The sequence below is a fragment of the Photobacterium sp. genome, from assembly GCF_057456235.1.
Map to the genome: position 1 here is coordinate 110,478 of NZ_JBVCPH010000002.1, position 17,738 is coordinate 128,215.

Here is a 17,738-nt window from a genome sequence, read left to right on the forward strand (position 1 = left end):
AGGTATGTTATGTGTCACAACACCCGATATTTCAGCCCGCGAGATCAAAGAAACGCTCGGCGTGGTTACGGGCAATATCGTGCAATCGAAGCATGTCGGACGAGATATTATGGCCGGTTTTAAAACCATCTTTGGTGGTGAGATCAGAGGCTATACCGAAATGCTGACAGAAGCTCGGGAAGAAGCGCTGAACCGAGCGATTGCCGAAGCTGAATCTTTGGGCGCTGACGCGATTGTCAACCTGCGCTTTACTACCAGCGCCATCATGGAAGGCGCATCAGAAATTCTGGCTTATGGTACAGCGGTAAAACTACGCTAACGGTGTAATAAATGTGATACGTGCAAAGTCATATGCTTTCAGCGACAGTGCATCTGAAATGAGACCTGCCGAACAGGCAGTAAGAAATATTCACGCACTGTTACAGCGAAAATAGGTATGAATCAAAGCCTCCGTTAATCGGGGGCTTTGTTTTGAATATCTTCTGCTTGCTTACCCATTAAAGGCTTGGTTCTGTCGCATCTTGGAATTGGAATGTAGAAACACCTATCCCCAGATATAATCAGACCGCCAGTGAGTAAAATGGCTCCCTATCAGACATATCTCCAGCATTTTTGATCTGACCTTTGCGAAGCATCTTCCATAACTCAACAACGGCGATACTCGATAGACTTGAATCCGAGCGCGGTACCGCATCTTCCATTTCACCGCACGGTGGCTTTGCTCCACGATATTGTTGAGGTACTTCACTTGGAGCACCTCAATAAACCCGCCGATTATGCCAGCAAACCAAATCTGCCAATTCAAGCTACCTAACGCGGCGGCGTTATTACCACTCTTGTCGATGACCACCCTCTCTGGTAAGCCATGTCGTCCTATCGCCTTATCAAAGAAGCTTCTGGCGGCGGCTTCATCCCGTTTTTCAGTCAACATGAAATCGATTGTGTCACCGTACTTATCGACAGCCCGATAGAGGTAGTACCAAGATGCGACAGAACCGGAATGAGTATTACTCGTAAAAAAGGCAAAAAACGAAAGCTGAGCCGTTTCTTTTTTTCATGTTTTCATGTTGGTATTTATTTGTGTCATCGTAAGCCTACGAAAGGTTGGCAGCTTGGGATGAGATCAAAAAAGAAGCGATGTTGCATGGCTTTCTTTCAAAATGAAAGCCGATGTATTTTTGATTTGAAGGAAATAATAAGTTAAATTGTGACTTGTATGGCTATTATTTATTAGCTTTAACGTATGATGTTTTTTCGTTTTTTGTATTTCTAATCTTGCGAGTGCAAGATATCGTAAATCAGGATGGCAATACCGAAAGATTGTGAAAGAGATCGCAAGATTTTAATTTTCGGGTTGTTGCTTTGTTTTTTGGGTGTAAGCTTAATTCGAAATCAATCGAAAGTGATGGTTGGTTTCGCGAGGAGACTAAACAAGATGAAAAGTGCTGTCGAAAGACGGATGGAAATCGTCAATGTGGTTAACCAAGATGGTAAAGCACGTGTCGAGGACCTAGCTGATCGATTTAGTGTCTCCAGTGTCACCATTCGCAGTGACCTCAGTTTTTTGGAAAAAAATGGTTATGTTGTTCGTTCTCATGGCGCTGCAATTCCAAACACAGGGGTAATAGCAGAGCTGACTGTTCATGAAAAGCGCCGTCAAAACGCTGGCATTAAATCTTTACTTGGACAAGCTGCTGCTCAACTGATTGAAAGTGGTGACACAGTCATTCTGGATTCAGGTACTACTACTCGCGAAATCGCGTCCAACCTCAAAAATGTTGAGGATGTAGTAGTAATGACCAATGGTCTGGATGTGGCTATGGAGTTGTCGTCGGCTTCTGGAGTAGAAGTATTGATGACAGGTGGTGTACTTCGTAAGAATGCGCTCTCTTTTTCCGGCTCGCAAGCTGAAAACAGTTTAAAGAATTATCGCTTTGACAAAGTTTTCTTAGGTGTAGACGGTTTTGACTTACGATCAGGAATTACAACACACAATGAACAGGAAGCCAGTTTAAACCGGCTGATGTGTGAAATTTCTGAACAAGTTATAGCAGTTGCTGATTCAAGTAAATTTGGTAAACACAGCTGCCACATGATTCGCGAATTCGGTCATATTGATACTTTAGTGACTGATTCTGATATTCCAGAAGAATATGCTCAAGGCCTTCGGGATATGCGAGTCAATCTTGTTATCGTAGATACAAAGAGATAGCTCTTACAATAGTACTACTAACTCCATAGTTACATATCAAATGTTGATTGTGGAGTTAGTACATGAACACCCTTCTAGATATTGTTAAACGTCATAAAGCAGGTGGCTGCAATGGCATTTATTCTGTTTGCTCTGCGCATCCATTAGTAATTGAAGCATCTCTTCTTCAGGCGTTAAGCGATAATTCTTTTCTGCTGATTGAAGCAACTTCCAATCAGGTTGATCAATTTGGAGGTTATACCGGTATGACACCGGTTAATTTCCGAAATTTTGTTTTTGATCTGGCGGAATCACTTTACTTCCCAATAGAAAAATTAATTTTAGGTGGTGATCACCTTGGACCTAATCGTTGGCAAGATCTTCCGGCTGCTGAAGCAATGGCTAAAGCTGATGATCTTATCGCCGCTTATGTTGCAGCTGGGTTTAAGAAAATTCACCTCGACTGCAGTATGTCTTGCGCTGGTGATCCGGTGCCGCTTTCCGATGAAGTTGTAGCAGAGCGTGCAGCTCGATTAGCTAAAGTGTCGGAAAGTACAGCAGTAAATACATTTGGTCGCAGTGATGTTGTCTATGTGATAGGTACTGAAGTACCAGTTCCAGGTGGTGCGGCAGAAGAGTTAGAGGAATTGGACGTTACCTCTCCTGATGCGGCCAGAAAAACTATCCATTGTCATCAGGAAGCGTTTGTTAAAGCAGGTATTTCTACTTGCTGGGAACGGGTTATCGGCTTAGTTGTACAACCTGGCGTTGAATTTGATCACACTGGGGTTATTGATTATTGCTCAGAAAAAGCCGAGACATTAAGTCGTGTTGTTGATGATTACGACCATCTGATATTTGAGGCACACTCAACAGATTATCAAACAGAAAATGCTTATCAGAGTTTAGTTAATGACCATTTCGCGATTTTAAAAGTAGGGCCAGCTCTTACGTTTGCGATGCGAGAAGGTTTATTTAATTTATGTGCGATTGAAGAAGAGAGCATTGCAAAAGCACATTGTTCAAATCTTAAAGATCATATTGAACAGCAGATGTGTGAAGCTCCTGAATATTGGAATAAATATTATCATGGTGATGCGCATCAACAACGTTTCGCCCGTTGTTACAGCTTCAGTGATCGTATTCGTTATTACTGGCCAGATAAAAATATAAATACTGCACAGAGTAAATTGTTTGAAAACTTATCACGATCAGGGATCCCATTACCGTTATTAAGTCAATATTTGCCTGAGCAATTCCATGCCGTACGTAATGGTGAATTAGACGCTACGCCTAAAGCATTCGTTATCGACAAAATTCGTCAGGTTCTTCGTGTTTATGCGAAGGCTTGTAAGTTTGGACAAAATTAAGGAACACATTATGAGCCAGTATTTAGGCCTTGCGAAAAATAAACTTGAACCATTGAGTGCGTTCTGGACTGCAAAAGAGATTGAACAACAACCAGCATGTTGGCGAAAAACACACGCTATTATTCAAGAGTGTCAGCCTGCAATTAATGTATTTATGGAGCTGGTTTTAGCTCAGAAGGATCTGCGTATTGTGATGACAGGTGCTGGAACTTCTGCTTTTGCTGGTTGTGCATTAGCACCTGAACTTTCAAAAATCACTGGCCGTCGCGTAGAAGCTGTTGCAACAACTGATCTTGTTTCAAATCCAGGTCAGTATTTTGCTGAGGATCTTCCAACACTACTTGTATCGTTTGCCCGATCAGGAAACAGTCCAGAAAGTTTAGCCGCAGTCGAATTAGCAAATCAGTGTCTGACTAACTGCTATCACTTGGTAGTAACCTGCAACAGCGAAGGTCACCTTTATAAAGGCAGTGTAAATGATAGCAAGTCATTTGCCTTGTTAATGCCTGAAGAAACAAATGATAAATCTTTTGCGATGACATCAAGCTTTTCTTCGATGATGTTAGCTGTTTTTTCGGTATTTATGCTGGAAAAAGATTTATCGAAAGAAATCGAAAGCATTTGTAAGTGTTCTGAGGCGTTGATCAAAGAAATTAATATAAATATAAGTAATAATGCAAGCCATAACATTGACCGGGTTATTTATTTGGGAAGCGGTGGTTTGCAAGGATTAGCAAAAGAATCGGCATTGAAGTTACTTGAACTAACCGCTGGTGAAGTAGTGGCTTGCTTTGATTCACCGTTGGGCTTTCGTCATGGTCCAAAATCTATTGTTAATAATAAAACCATGATTGTGGTTTTCATTTCCAATAACGCATACACCCGTAAATATGACCTCGATCTGTTGAACGAACTGCGTCGCGATAATATCGCTAGCAAGGTGATAGCAATTACAGCTCAGCTTGACGATCAGGTGACAAACGGTGATTTCTGGCATGTTCCAGGAATGGAAACCGCCGCTGATGTTGAACTGTTATTTCCTTATGTTCTTTTTGCTCAAATCTATGCGTTCCATCGTTCTTTAGCTTTGGGCTATACCCCTGACAACCCTTGTCCAACAGGCGAAGTAAATCGCGTTGTCCAAGGTGTCACTATCCATAACTTTAATAATTAAGAAGAGGTAGAACTCTGATGACTGCACCAAATATTGTCTGGACGCGTATTGATGAGCGTCTTTTACATGGCCAAATTCGCATTACCTGGGGTAAGCACACTGAAGCAAATCTTATTTTAGTTGCAAATGATGATGCGGCTGAAGGCCCAAATGCAGCCTTTATGCAGGCAGGAATGAAAGCCTCTGCCGGTGGTGAATATGCGGTACGTTTCTTTTCAATCCAAAAGACGATTGATGTGATTGGTAAAGCATCGCCAAAGCAAAAAATCTTCATCCTGTGTAATAACCCGAATGACGTAGCCCGTTTAGTTGAAGGTGGTGTGCCAATTACCCACTGTAATGTTGGCAACATGCACTTCCATGACGGTAAACGCCAGATTGCTAAAACCGTTTCTGTTGATGAAATAGATATTAACGCATTTGAACGTATGGTCGAACGCGGTGTGATTTGCACAGTGCAAAACACACCGGATCAAAATCCAGTAAATGTACTTGAACTTGCCGCGGCGGTTGCGTAAGCACCGCCAAACAAACCATAAACAGAGATTTAAAAAGGAATGAATCATGTTTTTTGAAGCTACGCTTGTCGCAATATGGGCGTTCTTCTGTGGTATCGATAAATTCGATGTCGCGTTGAACATCCACCGCCCACTTATTACAGGCCCTGTCGTTGGTCTGATCATGGGTGATATGCAAATTGGCCTGATTGCCGGTGCAACACTGGAATTGGCCTGGTTAGGTCTGGTACCTAATGCCGGTGCTCAGCCGCCAGATGTCACCATGGGTACTATCGCCGCTGTTGCATTTGCAGTAATGACCGGTCAGTCAGCTGAAGTTGCAATGGGTGTGGGTATGCCTATCGCAGTGCTGATGCAAATGCTGGTTATTGGTTTCTTCGCAATGACATCTTTCACGATGGGCAAAGCGGATAAATTCGCAGAAACTGGTGATTCAGCGGGTATCGACCGACTTCTTATAACTACCATTGGTTTGCGAAGCCTGATGTACGCTCTTGTTGCATTTATTACCGTTTATTTTGGCGAGCATGCTGCAAGCTGGATTGATGAAAATGCTCCGAAAGTCCTGTTAGAAGGTCTGGGTATTGGTGCGAAGATGGTTCCGGCTATCGGTTTCGCTATGCTATTAAAAATCATGTGGTCGAAAGAAGTGTCTGGTGTGTTCTTCATTGGTTTCGTGATGACGACTTACCTGAAACTGCCCATTATGGCGGTAGCAATCTTAGGTGCATCAGCAGCAGCACTGTATTACTTCTTCAGCGGTAACAATGGAAATTCAAATAATCAAGTAGAGGAATTCGAAGATGGCATCTGATATCACTGCAGGCAAACTAGCCGATAGAAACTCCAAGGTTCATGAAAGTCTGGTTGATGATATTGATGCATACGAAGACACCACTCCGCGTAAAGTGATTAGCAAGAAAGATCTTTGGCTCTGTGCTTTTCGCGGACTGTTCATGGAAGGTAACTTTAACTTCGAACGTATGCAGGCGGGTGGCTTTGCATATTCGATTATTCCGGCACTGAAGAAAATTCACGGTAATAACAAGCGTGACTTTGCAAAATCATTAAAGAACCACCTGCAGTTTTTTAATGCGAGCCCGAAATTGTTCACTTTCTTGCTTGGCACATCGATTGCGATGGAAGAGAACAAAGAAAAACCTTCGACGGTGAACGTACTGAAGGTTGCGGGCATGGGTCCAACAGGTGGTATCGGTGATGCTATCGACCATATGACTCTAATGCCCCTGACATTGGCACTAGGTGCATCAATAGCGATGGAAGGCTCGATTGCAGGTCCTTTCGTATTCTTCTTCTTGTACCAGATTGTTCATTTTTTCGTGTATTTTGGCCTGATGTTTATGGGTTATAAGGCCGGTACGGCTGCCATGGTGAACCTGAGCGACGCCACTGAAAAGGTGGCAAAAGCCGCCAATATCATGGGTATCTTTGTGATTGGTGCGCTGTCAGCCACCTTTATACGGGTGCAGACGACAGCATCACTCGAGTTGGGGGGTAAGGTTGTTGAGCTGCAAAGTGCTCTGTTCGACAAAGTTATGCCGAATATACTGCCACTGGCGTTGGTGTTCTTCATGCTTAAGTTGGTGAAAGGCACCGGATTCTGGGCGAAACCTCCTGTTTTGATTTTCTCGACCTTAGCTGCGGGTGTCGTCGGTCACTATTTAGGCATTCTTTAAGTTATTAGAATTAAGAGCTCATAAGGGGGGAGTTATCCCCCCATTATCAAGGATTAACCCATGATTGGTATTGTTGTATCAGGTCATATCAACTTTGCTTCAGGTATGCAATCGGCAGTAAAAGCAATTGCTGGTGAACAAGAGCAAATGATGTTTATTGATTTTGTTGAATCTATGTCAACTGACGAATTAGAAGTGCAACTTCGTCAAGCAGCCAAAGAGGTTGATTCAGGGGAAGGTGTTCTGTTTTTAGCAGACATTCCAGGTGGTTCACCATCAAACCGTGCCTTAAGCATCATGATGGATACTGACAATGTTGAACTGATTGGTGGTGCGAACCTGCCAATGATTGCCAATGCAGCGTTTGAACGTGAAGACGTTAGCGTAAAAGAGTTGGTTGACATCCTGTTAGAGATTGGTGGTTCTTGCATACAAGACATGCGCAAGCAGCTGGAAGCTGTTATGGCTGAACCTGAACCAGATCTTGAATGTGAAGACGGACTATAAGCATGCGTTACGCCTTACTCGCAGATCGCGTATTTACCCCAGCTAGTATTGAAACCGATACTGTTGTGATCATTGCTGACGGTAAGATCGAAGCAGTGACAGCAACGATACCGACAGACTGTGATGTGATCCATCTTGAAGGTCAGTCATTGTTACCGGGTTTTGTTGATATCCATATTCATGGTCGTCAAGGGGCTGATGTGATGGATGCAACGGATGAAGCGTTGCAGAACATTGCTAATGCCTTGCCGCAAACCGGTGTGGTCGGCTGGGTAGGTACCACAGTAACAGCACCTTGGGACGATATTTTAAACGCGTTATCTGGTGTGCGTACTTTCATTGAGCAGAAACAAACCCATGGCGCAGAGCTGTTGGGCAGTTTTTTAGAGGGACCGTATTTTACTGAACCACATCGTGGCTCTCATCCCCCTGCTTATTTGAAATCTCCATCAATTGGAGAACTGGAACAGTTAAAAGAAGCGGCTTCGGCTTCATTACTTCGTGCTGCAGTTGCACCGGAAGCTGAAGGTGCGATGGAAGCCATTAGCTGGCTAACAGAACACGGTATTAAAACATCAGTAGCACATACTGATGCAACGTTTGACCAAGTGACTGAAGCGCATAACCGTGGTGCTGATTGTGGTGTGCATTTGTTTAATGGTATGCGTGGACTTCATCATCGTGAACCAGGTTGTTGTGGCGCTGTTTTATACCACGACATGCTAGCTGAACTGATTGCTGATGGCATTCATGTTAACCCTGTCATGATGCAATTAGCGTATCGGATGAAAGGTTATCAGGGCATTGCATTAATCACGGATTGCATGCGAGCTGGTGGGTTAAGTGATGGTGAGTATCAGCTTGGTGCTCAGACGATCACGGTTACTCAGGGTGAAGCGCGTAGTCCATGCGGTTCTTTAGCGGGCAGTACTTGTAGTTTAGATCAAGCATTACGAAACATGGTCTTTGAAAGCCATGTACCAGAGTGGGATGCGGTGCAAATGGCATCGTCAGTACCTGCGAAATATCTCGGGGTCGCGCATCGCCTAGGCAGCATTGCTGAAGGTATGGATGCGAGCCTCACAATAATGAATAACGATTTACAAGTGCAAGGCACTTTAATCAACGGTGAATGGGCATATAAAGCAGTGTAATGACATCTACGTCAGTCATTCTAGCCCTTTTACCAATCTGATAGTTACGAGGTTTTATAATGGAAATTCGCCAACCAATTCATAGCGAACATGCAAAGCAGTTAGATACTGCAGGTTTACGTGAGCAATTCCTGATTGAGGATATGTTTCAGGAAGGTCAAATTAATCTTACCTATAGCCACATTGACCGTATTATCGTTGGTGGTGCAGTACCAACGACAGAAGCACTAACACTTGAAGGCGGAAAAGAAATTGGTGTTGATTTCTTCCTTGAGCGCCGTGAATTAGGTGCTATTAACATCGGTGAACCTGGTTTGGTTATCGTTGATGGTGAAACATTTGAAATTGGCACGCGTGAAGCAATTTACGTGGGTAAGGGTACCAAAGAAGTTAAGTTTGAAAGTGTATCAGCAGAAAAGCCAGCACGTTTCTATGTAAACAGTGCACCTGCTCATATGACATACCCGACACGTAAAATTACACGTGAAGACGCTTCTCCTGAAACACTAGGTAGCCAGGAAAACTGCAACGTACGTACTATCAATAAGTACCTGCATCCAGCAGTATTGCCAACGTGTCAGCTGTTAATGGGCTTGACTGAACTGGCTCCTGGCAGCCTGTGGAACACAATGCCGTGTCATACGCATGAGCGCCGTATGGAAGTGTACCTGTACTTCAACATGAAAGATGACAATATTGTGTTCCACTACATGGGTGAACCACAAGAAACCCGCCACATTGTTCTTCGTAATGGACAAGCCGTGATTAGTCCAAGCTGGTCAATTCATTCTGGTGTCGGTACAGCGGCATATACCTTTATCTGGAGCATGGTTGGTGAAAATCAGACGTTCCACGATATGGACCATGTTGCGATGAGCGACCTGAAATAATCCCCACCTCTTATTTATTACTTAGCGGTATGGCATACCTTGCCTATTAATATTGCATTGTCGAACGTGCCGTACCGTATTTAAAAGTTATCAGGAATTCAAAATGAATATATTTGATCTATCAGGCAAAGTTGCCATTGTAACGGGTTGTGATACGGGCCTTGGTCAAGGCATGGCAGTTGGCTTGGCACAGGCTGGTGCTGACATTCTGGGTATCGGTTATGTCCCAGCTGAAGAAACGCGCGAGAAAGTTGAAGCGCTGGGCCGCAAGTTTCACTACATCACTGCCAACCTTATCGCCGACTCGAACAAAGAAGCTCTGACTGCACTGGTTGACCAGGCTGTGACTGAAATGGGTCGTGTTGATATTTTGGTAAACAATGCCGGTATTATTCGCCGTGAAGACCTGCTGGATTTTTCAGAAGAGAACTGGGACGATGTTATCGCCATTAATCAAAAAGCGGTTGTCTTCCTGTCTCAGGCTGTTGCTAAACACTTCATTGCGCAAGGCAATGGCGGCAAGATTATCAATATTGCTTCTATGTTGTCTTTCCAAGGCGGTATCCGTGTTATTTCCTACACAGCATCCAAGTCTGCGGTCATGGGTATTACCCGTGCACTGGCGACTGAACTGTCCCCACACAAAATCACTGTGAACGCTATCGCCCCGGGTTATATGGCAACCAATAACACTCAGGCGCTGCGTGAAGACCAAGAGCGCAACAAGGCCATCCTGGAGCGTATTCCTGCTAGTCGTTGGGGACTGCCATCTGATATGGCCGGTCCTGTTATCTTCCTGGCCTCTCCGGCGTCAGATTACGTAACGGGGTACACCCTTGCTGTTGACGGCGGCTGGTTGGCTCGCTAATAGGTGATGACATGACATTGATGAAAGAACATGTACTAAAGCAGCTAAAACATGTCTACCGCTACCAAGCCGCGAACCAGACTCGTTCTGTGATTCGCCGCAGTGGCGCGACTCGTTTTATCAAGGATACGGACTGGGAACGTGGAGTATTCTGGTCTTGTGTCTCTGCTGCATGGATGGCAACTGACGATCAGGAATACCTGAACGGTGTAATGAACTACACATTACACACAGGTTTTCGGACCGGTGTATTTCCGCGTTTTGCTGATGACCATGTTTGTGCCCAAGCTTATCTGGATGTCTACCCAATAATAAACATCCCTCAAGCGTTGGAACCGACCATTAAAGCGTTCGATATTATGCTTGATGAGCCGAAACCAGGCCATCGCGACTGGTGGTGGTTGGACTCACTGTTCATGGCACCTCCTGCCTTTGCGGCTTTGTCGAAAGTGACCGGCGAGCGCAAGTATGTTGATTACATGCATACGGCGTTCTGGGATTCGATTGATCACCTTTACGATCGTGAAACGGGCCTGTTTTACCGTGACTACCGTTACATGCCAACTGAGCTAGGCCAGAAGTACCGTGATGAATTCGGTCACGGTGGGGCAGAGCTACGCGAAGCTAACGGTGAGAAGGTGTTCTGGTCGCGCGGTATCGGCTGGATGTTGGCAGCATGCCCGCGAATTTTGGCGCGTCTGCCAGAGGATTTCGAGCAGCGCCAGCCTTATATCGACCTGTTTACAGCATTGGCAGCAGAAGTTATCAAGTATCAACAAGCAGATGGTTTCTGGCGGACAAGTTTGCTAGATCCTGAAAGCTTCCCTGCCCCAGAGAGTAGTGCAACAGCATTATTCTGTTACGGCTTAGCATGGGGAATTAATAACGGTATTTTAGACCGTGAAACATATTTACCTGTCGTTGAAACATCCTGGGCGGCACTACAAACGGCAATTCATGACAACGGTATGATGGGGTGGGTTCAGCTTCCGGCTTTCAATCCGCGTGATGTGAAGTTTGAACACAATATCGATTATGGTGCCGGTGCATTTATTCTGGCTGCAACAGAAGTTATGCATTTAGCTGAATAATCGAGAATCTGTCAAATTTGATCTTTAAAAATTCAAGCTGATTTTATGAAAATAAAATCAGTTTTTTTAATCAATGGAAAATAAGCAAGATAAAAATAACAGGAATTTATTATGAAAAAGAAACTTACTTTCTCTTCCCTATTATTAGCGAGTATTGTTGCAACACATGTAAACGCATCTGATGCGGAAAATACTTATGAAATTAACTTTACCCAAGAAGCACCGGTCATTGATGGAAAAGGAGTGGATAAAGCCTGGGAAAAAGCGGTTCCATTAACCCAATTTACCTTTCCGTGGCGTGGCGATGTTGCACCTGATACCGAGTTTCGCGCAGTATGGGATAAGCAGGCCGTTTACTTTCGCTATGTGGTAGAAGATCAGCACCTGGCCATTGGTACAGATCCTGAGCGTGCGATCCTTGACTCAGATCGGGTGGAAATCTTTCTGGCGAAAGATCCGCAGTTATCTGCTTATTATACAATGGAAGTGGATCCCAAAGCGCGAGTTTTCAGTGCTGAAGCATCTTACGATATGGTGAAGAAAAAGCGTGCCTCTCTGGATAGCAACTGGAACTGGCCTGGTCTTGAGACCAAGACTAGCATCATGAATAACGGTTATATTATTGAAGGTAAACTACCGCTAACGACAATTTCTGAGATGGGCCTTTGGCAGGATGACAAGCAATCACTACTGCTGTGTGCTTTGATGCGTGCTGAATTTACCCCACAGAAAGACGGTAGTATTGATATGGGCTGGATGACTTGGGTTGATCCTCAAACAGCAAAACCAAACTTTCATAATCCTGACACCTTCGGTTTTTGCAAGCTGGTTAAGTAACAATAAGCAACATCTGAGTTAATCTGCCTCTTTTTTTAATTCTGTCAAATTGAATGAGAGAGAGGCTTTTTATTTCGTGCACAAGAGAACACTATATTCATGTCAGATCAAAATACCTATCTGATTGCACAATTATTTGGTTTTTTTAGTTTTGCTATCGGATTATTTGCGTTTTATCAGAAAAAAGATGCAAAGCTGAAATTGTGGATGGCAGTATTATGTTTGATGAATGTGTTCCACTTTATTTTACTTAGTTCCTTTTCATCTGCATTCTGTGCTGCAGTTTCGATGGTTAGGAATTTAATTACGATAAAAATCCGTTCAAGGCTCGTGATGGTGGGGTTTCTTCTCTTTAGCTGTGTTGGATTTCTCACTATTCAGCGCCCGAGTGAAGTGCTTGGTGTGCTGGGAATCTGTGTAGGAACCTACTCACTTTTTATGCTGGATGGGATCAGGCTACGCTTAGGCTTGCTGACTGGTTCATTATTGTGGTTAGGCAATAATATAGCTTTGGGTTCTATTGGTGGATCCTTGCTAGAAGCCTGTAGCGCAACAATGAATATCGTGACTTTATATCGGTTATATTGTGATAGAAAAATGGCTTCATTCGGTATTTGATGTTGAGCAAAGGCAAATTCGTACCTGGACGCGAACACCTATCATGTTCGCGTCAATGACAACAGATATTATGCTTTACAATAAGATCCGCGAGCAGCAGTAACTACTGCTTGTTTTGCAGCCTCAATCGCTTTTATATCATTCTTTTTTTCTAGTGGACGAATTTCACGGAGATAAATATCTATTGATGAGTCACCTTCATGATTGTGATAACCAAGCTCATGACTACGCCAACGTTTATCAACCACTACCTCTTGGGTGAAGAACGGATCAACAGTATTAGCAACATAAATTTTAAATCGACTACGCATATCCTCAAGTACACTGGCGAACGCAGGATCTTTACTTAGATTCTTCATTTCTCCTTGATCATTAATCATGTCATAAAGTTCTTCATCACTATCTTCACGATAAACAATGTACTTGTATTTCTCAGTGCGCATCATGCGAGCTGGTTGAATTGTCATTTCACGGTTTGTGTGCCAGTGTGAAACAACCTCTTCATGCCAGTCATCTAGCTTGTTACCTTGCAACAATGGTAAGACAGACTTTCCATAAATATGTTCAGGTATTGGTAAGCCTACATAGTCACATAAAGTCGGAAGCAAATCACAAAGAGATACAAGCTGGTTTAACTGATTTCCTTGCTTAATATCTGGTCCAGAGAATACAAAAGGAACGTTAGTCGTTTCATCATAGAACCAGTTCATTTTAGTTACTAATCGGTGCGCGCCCATTGAATCACCATGATCAGCAAAAAATACAACGAGAGTATCTTTATCGTGACCAGTCTCTTTTAAGGTGTTCAAAACCTGCCCAATACAATCATCGGCTAGCTCAGTGTAATGGTAGTAAGCTTTTAGATACTGACGAAAGTTAAGTTCATTCCAGTGAGATGCCTGACGAGTACGGTTATGAGTACAACAAGCATATTGTACCGACTTAGAACGACTCATTAGATCATCATTGGCTTCAAAGTTTTCAGGTAGTTCAGGTAACTCACCAATTCCGTTAATATCACCGTGTTCTCCCTGAAATTTACCAACCCAACCACAAATGTTATGTGGGTTGTTGAATTCAACCGCCATTAGGAAAGGTTTTTTGTTTGTCTTGCCCTTCAGGAACTTAACACTTTCTTCTAAGCAATAAACATCCTCACGTGAATCATAGTTAACAGGAAAAGCAGAAGTTGTTGCAACATCTTTCTGTACTTGATCCGCTCGAATAAATCTTTTCAATGAACCGTAGTCATGCTGTTTGCCAAAATGGACACACTCATAACCCGCTTGGTAGAAAATATTACCCAACGTTTCCATGGAGTTTGGAATGTTTGGGCTACTGTTCGCAATAATACCCGTCTGGTGTGGCAAGCGGCCAGTCCAGAAACTTGCGCGTGATGGTGCACAAAGAGGGAATGAACAGTAAGCATTTTCAAAGCGTGTACCTTTGTTAATGATAGAGTCCATTGCAGGAGTCTTAACAAAATCATTGCCATAACCGGCGACCGCTTTTTTTGCTAATTGATCTGCGGTGATAATCAGAATGTTTTTAGGGTTAGTGGGTTTATTAATAACAACAGAGTTTGTTTTATTTGCGAAAGCTGTTGGTGAAAATGCACTGGCAGTACCAGCGATAGTCGCACCTTTTATAAAGTTTCGACGAGAGATTGACATAACATGACCTTAATACAATTGAGATATTTAATTTAGAACGGATAAATTAAACCAAGATTAGACTAGGTGAGATTAAAGCTCATCGCCTTATCTTTTCTTTTATCTAACGCAATTAATTGTACTCATCAAGCCTAAAACAAACATATCGAAACCCTGTAAGTGAGATCGAAATCAAAAACGAAAGGTTCGGAAGTGGTAAGTGAAAGGATTCCTTCATTTGAATAATGTGTTCTTTTATTGTCATCTCAAAACCACCACCTATAGTGGTGTGTATTATTGAAAAATTAACAGTATCATGCTCCCGCACAGCCATCGAAGAGCCCTATTAAAAACCGCCTTAAGAGGCGGTTTTTTATTTTTTACAAAGGCTACATTGGAGCCTTTATAATAATAACCTTCTTATTCGTTACGATTCTCGTCATCATGTAACAGGGCGTCATAACGCTCTTCCATATCATTTACATCATCATATGGTTGATATGATGATGTCGATAGATTTGGTGAAGTGGTACATCCCGCGAGGATTAACCCAAAAAATAAGATAGCAGTTATTTTCATTTTATTATCCTTTTTTGACTATTTACATTCTAATGCTAGTCAAAAGATGAAATTTTTCCACATTAAATCACACCCATAGGTATCTATACAAAATTATTAAAGTTTGACCTTGATCATTAATCAAAAAATAGTAAGCGATAAACCACGTATAGAAAACTGGATCAAATTTACTTAGGAGTTGAGCTATTACTTATTATTCTCACATCATCGGTTCGAAGATATTGCTTGTCATACCGAAATATGTTTTCGGAATCATTTATTGAAAATATGAAGGTTATTGTAAATATCACTCGTAAGTCATCTGAAAAAGACCTGAAACTAGCCAAAACAACGAAACAGCTTTCGATATGCAAGATGATATTAATTTTCACTTGAAAAAATCATGGTCCATTAGATTTAATCCCAGCTTGCGCTGGGATTTTTATAAAACGCTACTTTTGTTTGGTGATTCGAAAATCATCAAGCTTTCGTGATAATTAAATGATATCCCACGACCTTCATATCCTTCCGGCTGTATCTTTGTTTTCTTTTGATGGGCCCATTGTTTCTTTTGAATTCCTTTGTTTTGTTTTTGTTTGTTTTCGTTTTGTGATCTTGAACGTTTCTTTTGACCCTGTAGTTAGCGTATATTCTTTACGTCTTTTATTTTTTGTTTTGTCTTTATTAGTTACAGCCTCAGAGGTGAGCGATGGTTTGTTAAGGCGTTATGTCCATGATTACAGTTGTTCACAAGGGGCTGATGTTGTTGATTTTTCCTGAGGGAAGGATCGATATCAAATACTGATGGATTCAGCAAAAAGCTAAGTATCATTGAGTAATTTAAGGTCATTTAATGAAAATTAGAAATCAAAGTTTATCCTTGCTAACAATATCGGTAATAGCGGGATTAGCAGCATTTAATGCAAATGCTAACACTGAACTTGCTCAGAGCGATGTTCGTAATGCAAGCGCAGCAGCAGAAGATTTATCATATCTAGCGAAAAAAGCGTTCTATGAAGATTCTTCTGCGAAACTACACTCTTTCTTATACATTCGTGATCGCGAACAAAAAAATGCTGAGGGTGATTACAAACCACAAATTGAAAACCAAACGCTTCAACTAGCACTTGATTACCGTTCTGGTTATTTCAAAGATGTAATTGGTTTTGATCTTTGGGCAAGTACCAACTTAAAGCTTGGCGATACAGTCGGTCAATCAGAAATCCTTCTGTATGATTACGACTGTAACGATGATGGTGTCACCGATGACCCTTGTGAGAAAACGAACACTTCCCTTAACGTTGCAGCAGTTAAAGCTAAATTTGGTAACGAAGATATGGGCTTGGCAGTACGTGGTGGTTACACTCGTATTAACATCGGTACCATCCGTTCAAGCTGGGGTCTGAACCCACATGCTTACCGTGGTGCTGAAGCAAAAGCTTCATTCGGTAAATTCATCGTTGGTTATGCATGGGCTGATCAGTTTAAAAACGATTGGTCAAGCAAGTTTAAAGACTTGACGAATAAGTGGCATCAGGGCGAAGAAGGTATGTCAGCCGCTGAGAATATCGATTTTATTCATACGGTTGGTGCTATCTATAAGTTAGATAACGGTGTGATCGATTTGGGTTACGGCGAAGGCAAGGAATACCGTAAAAACTGGCAAGCACTGGTTAAGTATAACTTCGATCTAGGCTCAGATTTGAAACTGAATACTGCTGCCTTCTATCACGGTGGTAAATACATTGAAGGTGATGTATCTCAAGTTCAAGATGCGTCAAATGAAAGCTATATTGGTTTAGGCGCTGACCTTAAACATGGTGGCTTCAGCTGGCGTTTAGCATATAGCCAAACAGATGCGCCTGATACCAAAGCGTACAACTTCCGCTTAACGCCTTGGGCGAACTCAGATAATCGTAAATTCCTGCAAGCTAAAGCACAGCTTGATGATTACGCTGCCGATGGTACAAATGCGGTTAAGTTCGGGGTTGACTATAACTTTGCTGATTGGGGTATTCCAGAGCTAAGTGCTGGTGTAAGTGCGAACTACGGTTGGAACGTTGTTACTGATGTGAAAGCAAAAGCTGATGCTCGTACTTATGATGGTACAATGAAATCTCTTGATTACAACATTCGCTATAAGTTCATGGACGGTGGTCTAGAAGGTCTGAATGTTAAGTTCTATCCTGCGTATTTCCGTTCAGAGGATACGAACTATAAAGCTGATCGTAACGATATGAAACTACTGTTCTCTTATACTTATACAGCAAAATAATCAGCTTAGAACAGATATAAAACGTCAGTTTTCAACTTCTAAAGTTAAAGCTAATGATGTTAACACCATGCTATTCGTTTAAGCATTATTAGGCTTATATCGTAAAGGATAGCGGCTAGGCAAGTAGAGCACTGAACGTGAAAACGTTCGGTGCTTTCTTTTTCTGGTTATGAATTCAAATTGTTGATCAGCAACCTTGTGAAAATAGATGAAAATGATCAGCTTTAACAAGCGGCTTAAATATTTCCAGACGACAATTACCTTGAGAAAATATGTAGCAGAAATGTTCTTATATTAGTTTTACTTTGGTTAAGTCGAGGCATTATAGATATTTTCAA

At 42.3% G+C, this 17,738-nt stretch carries 17 protein-coding genes and 1 pseudogene; 15 read left to right on the forward strand and 3 right to left on the reverse strand.

What is annotated here, in order from left to right:
• Positions 1–4: 4 nt before the first annotated feature.
• Positions 5–319: a heavy metal-binding domain-containing protein gene (locus AC2204_RS03210; protein WP_318924048.1), complete on the forward strand. Its 315-nt coding sequence runs from the start codon at positions 5–7 to the stop codon at positions 317–319.
• A 225-nt stretch (positions 320–544) separates the two neighbouring features.
• Here the strand turns inward: AC2204_RS03210 and AC2204_RS03215 are convergent.
• Positions 545–982, reverse strand: a pseudogene (locus AC2204_RS03215) (DDE-type integrase/transposase/recombinase); the annotation flags it as partial.
• A 453-nt stretch (positions 983–1,435) separates the two neighbouring features.
• On the opposite strand from AC2204_RS03215, the gene agaR reads away from it, so the two are divergent.
• From agaR to AC2204_RS03280, 13 genes are all read left to right on the forward strand, one after another.
• Positions 1,436–2,212: a transcriptional repressor AgaR gene (gene agaR, locus AC2204_RS03220; protein ID WP_318924049.1), complete on the forward strand. Its 777-nt coding sequence runs from the start codon at positions 1,436–1,438 to the stop codon at positions 2,210–2,212.
• A gap of 62 nt (positions 2,213–2,274) precedes the next feature.
• Positions 2,275–3,561, forward strand: a complete 1,287-nt coding sequence (gene kbaZ, locus AC2204_RS03225; protein WP_318924050.1) for a tagatose-bisphosphate aldolase subunit KbaZ — start codon at positions 2,275–2,277, stop codon at positions 3,559–3,561.
• Positions 3,562–3,571: 10 nt separating this feature from the next.
• Positions 3,572–4,735, forward strand: coding sequence for an SIS domain-containing protein (locus AC2204_RS03230; protein WP_318924051.1), 1,164 nt, complete (start codon positions 3,572–3,574; stop codon positions 4,733–4,735).
• Positions 4,736–4,752: 17 nt separating this feature from the next.
• Positions 4,753–5,253: a PTS sugar transporter subunit IIB gene (locus AC2204_RS03235; RefSeq protein WP_318924052.1), complete on the forward strand. Its 501-nt coding sequence runs from the start codon at positions 4,753–4,755 to the stop codon at positions 5,251–5,253.
• Positions 5,254–5,299: 46 nt separating this feature from the next.
• A complete protein-coding gene (agaW, locus tag AC2204_RS03240; RefSeq protein WP_318924053.1) occupies positions 5,300–6,067 on the forward strand; it encodes a PTS N-acetylgalactosamine transporter subunit IIC in 768 nt (255 codons plus the stop codon).
• Complete coding sequence (locus AC2204_RS03245) at positions 6,057–6,950, forward strand: PTS system mannose/fructose/sorbose family transporter subunit IID (protein ID WP_318924054.1); 894 nt, start codon at positions 6,057–6,059, stop codon at positions 6,948–6,950. The genes agaW and AC2204_RS03245 overlap by 11 nt, the downstream gene beginning before the upstream one ends.
• A gap of 60 nt (positions 6,951–7,010) precedes the next feature.
• On the forward strand, positions 7,011–7,457 hold the full coding sequence (agaF, locus tag AC2204_RS03250) for a PTS galactosamine/N-acetylgalactosamine transporter subunit IIA (RefSeq protein ID WP_318924055.1): 447 nt from the start codon (positions 7,011–7,013) through the stop codon (positions 7,455–7,457).
• Positions 7,458–7,459: 2 nt separating this feature from the next.
• Positions 7,460–8,611: an N-acetylglucosamine-6-phosphate deacetylase gene (nagA, locus tag AC2204_RS03255; RefSeq protein WP_318924056.1), complete on the forward strand. Its 1,152-nt coding sequence runs from the start codon at positions 7,460–7,462 to the stop codon at positions 8,609–8,611.
• Positions 8,612–8,670: 59 nt separating this feature from the next.
• Entirely contained in the window at positions 8,671–9,501 is an 831-nt protein-coding gene (gene kduI, locus AC2204_RS03260; RefSeq protein WP_318924057.1) for a 5-dehydro-4-deoxy-D-glucuronate isomerase, read from the forward strand.
• A gap of 103 nt (positions 9,502–9,604) precedes the next feature.
• Entirely contained in the window at positions 9,605–10,369 is a 765-nt protein-coding gene (gene kduD / locus AC2204_RS03265) for a 2-dehydro-3-deoxy-D-gluconate 5-dehydrogenase KduD (RefSeq protein ID WP_318924058.1), read from the forward strand.
• A gap of 11 nt (positions 10,370–10,380) precedes the next feature.
• A complete protein-coding gene (locus AC2204_RS03270) occupies positions 10,381–11,460 on the forward strand; it encodes a glycoside hydrolase family 88/105 protein (protein WP_318924059.1) in 1,080 nt (359 codons plus the stop codon).
• A gap of 111 nt (positions 11,461–11,571) precedes the next feature.
• Positions 11,572–12,297 carry a CBM9 family sugar-binding protein gene (locus AC2204_RS03275; protein WP_318924060.1) on the forward strand — a complete coding sequence of 242 codons (726 nt, stop codon included), beginning with the start codon at positions 11,572–11,574 and terminating at the stop codon, positions 12,295–12,297.
• 99 nt (positions 12,298–12,396) lie between these two features.
• Entirely contained in the window at positions 12,397–12,915 is a 519-nt protein-coding gene (locus AC2204_RS03280; RefSeq protein WP_318924061.1) for a YgjV family protein, read from the forward strand.
• Positions 12,916–12,983: 68 nt separating this feature from the next.
• On the opposite strand, the gene AC2204_RS03285 is transcribed toward AC2204_RS03280, so the two are convergent.
• The gene (locus AC2204_RS03285) at positions 12,984–14,588 is read right to left on the reverse strand and encodes a sulfatase family protein (RefSeq protein WP_318924062.1); all 1,605 of its coding nucleotides are present in this window, start codon (positions 14,586–14,588) and stop codon (positions 12,984–12,986) included.
• Positions 14,589–14,987: 399 nt separating this feature from the next.
• The gene (locus tag AC2204_RS03290; RefSeq protein WP_318924063.1) at positions 14,988–15,146 is read right to left on the reverse strand and encodes a hypothetical protein; all 159 of its coding nucleotides are present in this window, start codon (positions 15,144–15,146) and stop codon (positions 14,988–14,990) included.
• Between the two features lie 832 nt (positions 15,147–15,978).
• Here AC2204_RS03290 and AC2204_RS03295 point away from each other — a divergent pair.
• Entirely contained in the window at positions 15,979–17,400 is a 1,422-nt protein-coding gene (locus AC2204_RS03295; RefSeq protein ID WP_318924064.1) for an OprD family outer membrane porin, read from the forward strand.
• The last annotated feature ends 338 nt before the right edge of the window (positions 17,401–17,738 follow it).